At 69.6% G+C, this 4,171-nt stretch carries 4 protein-coding genes; all 4 read left to right on the top strand.

From position 1 onward, the window contains the following. Window positions 1–109 precede the first annotated feature (109 nt). Entirely contained in the window at window positions 110–931 is an 822-nt protein-coding gene (locus ACOJSF_RS05625) for a cytochrome c oxidase subunit 3 (protein WP_420141243.1), read from the top strand. A gap of 25 nt (window positions 932–956) precedes the next feature. Next, the gene (locus ACOJSF_RS05620; protein ID WP_420141242.1) at window positions 957–1,601 is read left to right on the top strand and encodes an SURF1 family protein; all 645 of its coding nucleotides are present in this window, start codon (window positions 957–959) and stop codon (window positions 1,599–1,601) included. A gap of 10 nt (window positions 1,602–1,611) precedes the next feature. Continuing rightward, window positions 1,612–3,012: a threonine synthase gene (gene thrC / locus ACOJSF_RS05615; RefSeq protein ID WP_420141241.1), complete on the top strand. Its 1,401-nt coding sequence runs from the start codon at window positions 1,612–1,614 to the stop codon at window positions 3,010–3,012. Further along, on the top strand, window positions 3,009–4,171 hold a 1,163-nt coding region (locus ACOJSF_RS05610; protein WP_420141240.1), incomplete at its 3' end, for a M16 family metallopeptidase. The genes thrC and ACOJSF_RS05610, both read left to right, overlap by 4 nt.

Below are 4,171 nucleotides of genomic sequence, written 5' to 3'. Positions count from 1 at the left end.
AAGATCAGCGAGATCACCCTGTCCTACACCTTCTTCCCGGTAGCGTCGGGCAAAACCACGCGCTAAGGGCCGAAATTCACATAATCATGCCTTCAGGGAAGTGACGCGCATGGCCGGAGCCAAGAGCCACGATTATCATATCCTGCCCCCCAGCCCGTGGCCCCTGATCGGGTCGATGGCGGCGCTGGTGATGGCGGCGGGCGCGATCATGTGGATGCACAGCGCGGCATTCGGCGGCTGGGTGTTCTTCGCGGGACTGGGCGGCGTGCTCTTCACCATGTATTCGTGGTGGTCGGACGTGATCCGCGAGGCGCATGCCGGCGATCACACGCCAGTGGTGGGCCTGCACCTGCGCTACGGCATGATCCTGTTCATCGCGTCCGAAGTGATGTTCTTCGTCGGCTGGTTCTGGGCGTGGTTCGACTTTTCGCTCTTCCCCTCGACCGTCGATGCGGTCGGCGGCACGTGGCCGCCGAAGGGGATCGAGGTGATCGATCCCTTCGCCTTTCCGTTGCTCAACACGCTGATCCTGCTCTGCTCGGGCACGACGATCACCTGGGCGCACCATGCGCTGCTGCATGGCGACCGCGACGGGCTGAAGAATGGGCTGTGGGCGACGATCCTGCTCGGCCTCGTCTTCTCGTGCATCCAGGCCTATGAATACATGCACGCGCCGTTCGCCTTCAAAGGGCTGAACTATGGCGCCGCCTTCTTCATGGCGACGGGGTTCCACGGCTTCCACGTCATCGTCGGCACGATCTTCCTGATCGTGAACCTGATCCGTGCCTATCGCGGCGACTTCACGCCCAAGCAGCATTTCGGGTTCGAGGCGGCGGCCTGGTACTGGCATTTCGTCGACGTGGTGTGGCTGTTCCTGTTCATCTCGATCTACATCTGGGGATCGGCCGGGGCGACGATCCACGCCGGCTGATCCGCACGGCGCGGGCGGAGCGTCGATGATCCGGCGCGTGCCGCCCGTTGCCACTTTGCTCGTCCTCGCGGCGGCGGCGGCGATGGTCTGGCTCGGCCTGTGGCAGCTCGATCGCCGCGCCGAAAAGGATGCGTTGATCGCGCGCTACGCGGCCAATGCCGGCCGGCCGCCGCTGCCCTTCTCCGCCCTCTGGCCGATCGATGCCGCCGATCTGTACCGTCGGGCGACCGCGACCTGCCTCGACGTCGCGGGCTGGCGCACCGCCGCCGGGCGCGACGCGACGGGCGCTACGGGCTGGCGTCATATCGCGCAGTGCCGCACCGGCGCCGAAGGGCCGGGCATCATGGTCGACATGGGCGTGTCGGCCTCGCCCGATGCGCCGCCTTGGCGCGGCGGCGCGGTCGACGGCCGGATCGTCTGGGCGCCGGATGAAACGCCGCTCGCCGTCCGCCTCTCCGGCCGTGCGCCGCCGTCCACTCCGATGATCGTCAGCGCCGCCGCCGCGCCCGGGTTGCGCCCGACCGCCACGCCCGCCCCGGCTGACCTGCCCAACAACCATCTCGCCTACGCCGTGCAATGGTTCGCCTTCGCCACGGTCGCGGTTGCGATCTATGTCATCGCCTTGTGGCGACGCGGCCGCGCGGTTGCGCCGGGGGGGCTGCACCGGTAAGTCGCGCGCCATGCGCTATGTCAGCACGCGGGGGAATGCGCCCGCGCTCGATTTCACCGGCGTCACCCTTGCCGGGCTCGCCGCCGATGGCGGCCTCTACGTGCCGGAGACGTGGCCGGCCTTCACGCGCGAGCAGATCGCCGCGCTCGCCGGCCTGTCCTATGTGGATACGGCTGTGGCGGTGCTCACGCCCTTCGTCGGTGACGCGCTCGACGAAGGCGAACTGCGCGCGCTGTGCGAGAAGGCCTATGGCGGCTTCGCGCACGATGCGGTGACCCCGCTCGTGCAGCTCGACGGGCGCAACTGGCTGCTCGAACTGTTCCATGGCCCCACGCTCGCGTTCAAGGACGTGGCGCTCCAGCTGCTGGGCCTGCTGTTCGAACGCTTCCTGTCGGGCCGCGACACGCACCTGACCGTGGTCGGCGCGACCTCGGGCGACACCGGCTCGGCCGCGATCGACGCGCTGGCGAATCGCGCCAAGGTCGACCTGTTCATGCTTCACCCGCAGGGCCGCGTGTCCGACGTGCAGCGGCGGCAGATGACGACCGTGCTCGCGCCCAACATCCACAACATCGCGCTCGACGGCGGCAGCTTCGACGATGCGCAGGCGATGGTGAAGGCGCTGTTCGCCGACCAGGATTTTGCCGGCCGCTTCACGCTGTCGGCGGTCAATTCGATCAACTGGGCGCGGCTCGCGGCGCAGATCGTCTATTATTTCTACGCCGCCGTGCGCCTCGGCGCGCCCGATCGCCCGATCGCCTTTTCGGTCCCGACCGGCAATTTCGGGGACGTCTTCGCGGGCTATGTCGCGGCGCGGATGGGGCTGCCCGTGGCGAAGCTGATCGTCGCCACCAACGTCAACGACATCCTCCACCGCGCGCTCAGCGCGGGCGACTATTCGGTGGGCACGGTCACTCCCACCGCCGCGCCGTCGATGGACATTCAGGTCAGCTCGAACTTCGAACGCCTGCTGTTCGACCTGCATGGCCGCGATGGCATGGCGCTGGCGGGCGCGATGCGTGGGTTCGACGCGAATCGCGTGATGGCGCTGACGCCCGCAATGCGGACGGAAGCGGGCGCATTGTTCGCGAGCGCGCGGATCGATGGGGAGACGATGGCGCGGACGATGCGCGCCGCCTGCAATCGTGCGGCAATGCTGATCGATCCGCACACCGCGATCGGCCTTGCCGCCGCGCACGCCGCCGATCTGCCGCGCGAAGTGCCGATCGTCACGCTCGCCACGGCGCACCCGGCCAAATTCCCCGATGCGGTCGCGCAGGCGACCGGGCTGACTCCCACGCTGCCGCCGCGCGTCGGCGACCTGTTCGAGCGCGAGGAACGCTACGACGTGCTGCCCAACGACCTCGCTACGGTCCGCGCCTATATCGCGGAGCGGGCGACCACCGCGTGAGCGCGCGCGCGCATCTTCTGTCCAACGGCCTGACCGTCGCGGTCGAGCCGATGGCGGGGGTCGAGACGGTCGCGGTCGGCCTCTATGCCGATGCCGGCGCGCGGTCCGAGCCCGCCGGCCTGTCCGGCCTCGCGCACATGGTCGAACATATGGTGTTCAAGGGCACCGCCACCCGCACGGCGCGCCAGATCGCGGAGGCGATCGAGGACAAGGGCGGCGCGCTCAACGCCTGGACCGCGCGCGACCATACCGTGTTTCAGGCGCGCGCGCTCGCCGACGACCTGACGCTCGGCAGCGAGCTGATCGCTGACCTGATCCGCAACGCGAGCTTCGACGGCGAGGAACTGGAGCGCGAGCGTCACGTCGTGCTAGCCGAACTGGGCGAGGCGCGCGACACGCCCGACGACATCATCTTCGACCAGCTTCAGGCGGCCGCCTTCCCCGGCCAGCAGCTGGGCGAGGCGGTGCTGGGCGACGAGGACAGTATCGCCGCGATCGACGTGACCGCGCTCCGCCGCTGGGTCGCCGGACAATATCGGCCCGACGGCCTCGTCTTCGCGGCGGCGGGCAAGGTGGACGAGGATGCATTGCTGCGGCTGGCCGAGCGGCTGTTCGGCGACATGATGCCCGGCGCGCCCCCCGCGCCGCCGCCCGCGCGCTTCGTCGGCGGCACGCACCATGATCGCCGCCGCTTCGATCAGCTCCACGTCGCGCTCGCCTTTCCGGGCGTCGGCCATGCGCATGCCGACATGCACGCGCTCGGCCTGTTCGGCAGCGCGGCCGGCGGCGGCATGTCCTCGCGCCTTTTCCAGCAGGTGCGCGAGGAGCGCGGGCTCGCTTATTCGATCTACAGCTGGGCGCAGCCTTACGCCGATACCGGGCTGTTCGGCGTCTATTGCGCGGCGGCGCGGGGGGACGCGGCCGAGGCGCTGGCGCTGACCCGGCGCGTGCTGGCAGAGACCGCCGAGACGCTCGACCAGGACGAGCTCGACCGCGCACGCGCGCAGGCCAAGGCCGGGCTGCTCATGGGCCTCGAATCGTTCGCGGGACGCGCCGATCATCTCGCGCGCCAGATGCAGCTTCACGGCCGGATCGTTCCGCCGGCCGAGACGGTGGCGCAGCTCGACGCGGTTACCTTGGCCCAGGCACGCGCCGCCGG

Origin of the sequence: Sphingomonas sp. (assembly GCF_048594985.1) — a bacterium.
Classification (GTDB): domain Bacteria; phylum Pseudomonadota; class Alphaproteobacteria; order Sphingomonadales; family Sphingomonadaceae; genus Sphingomonas_I.
This window is presented reverse-complemented; position numbering and strand designations above follow the sequence as displayed.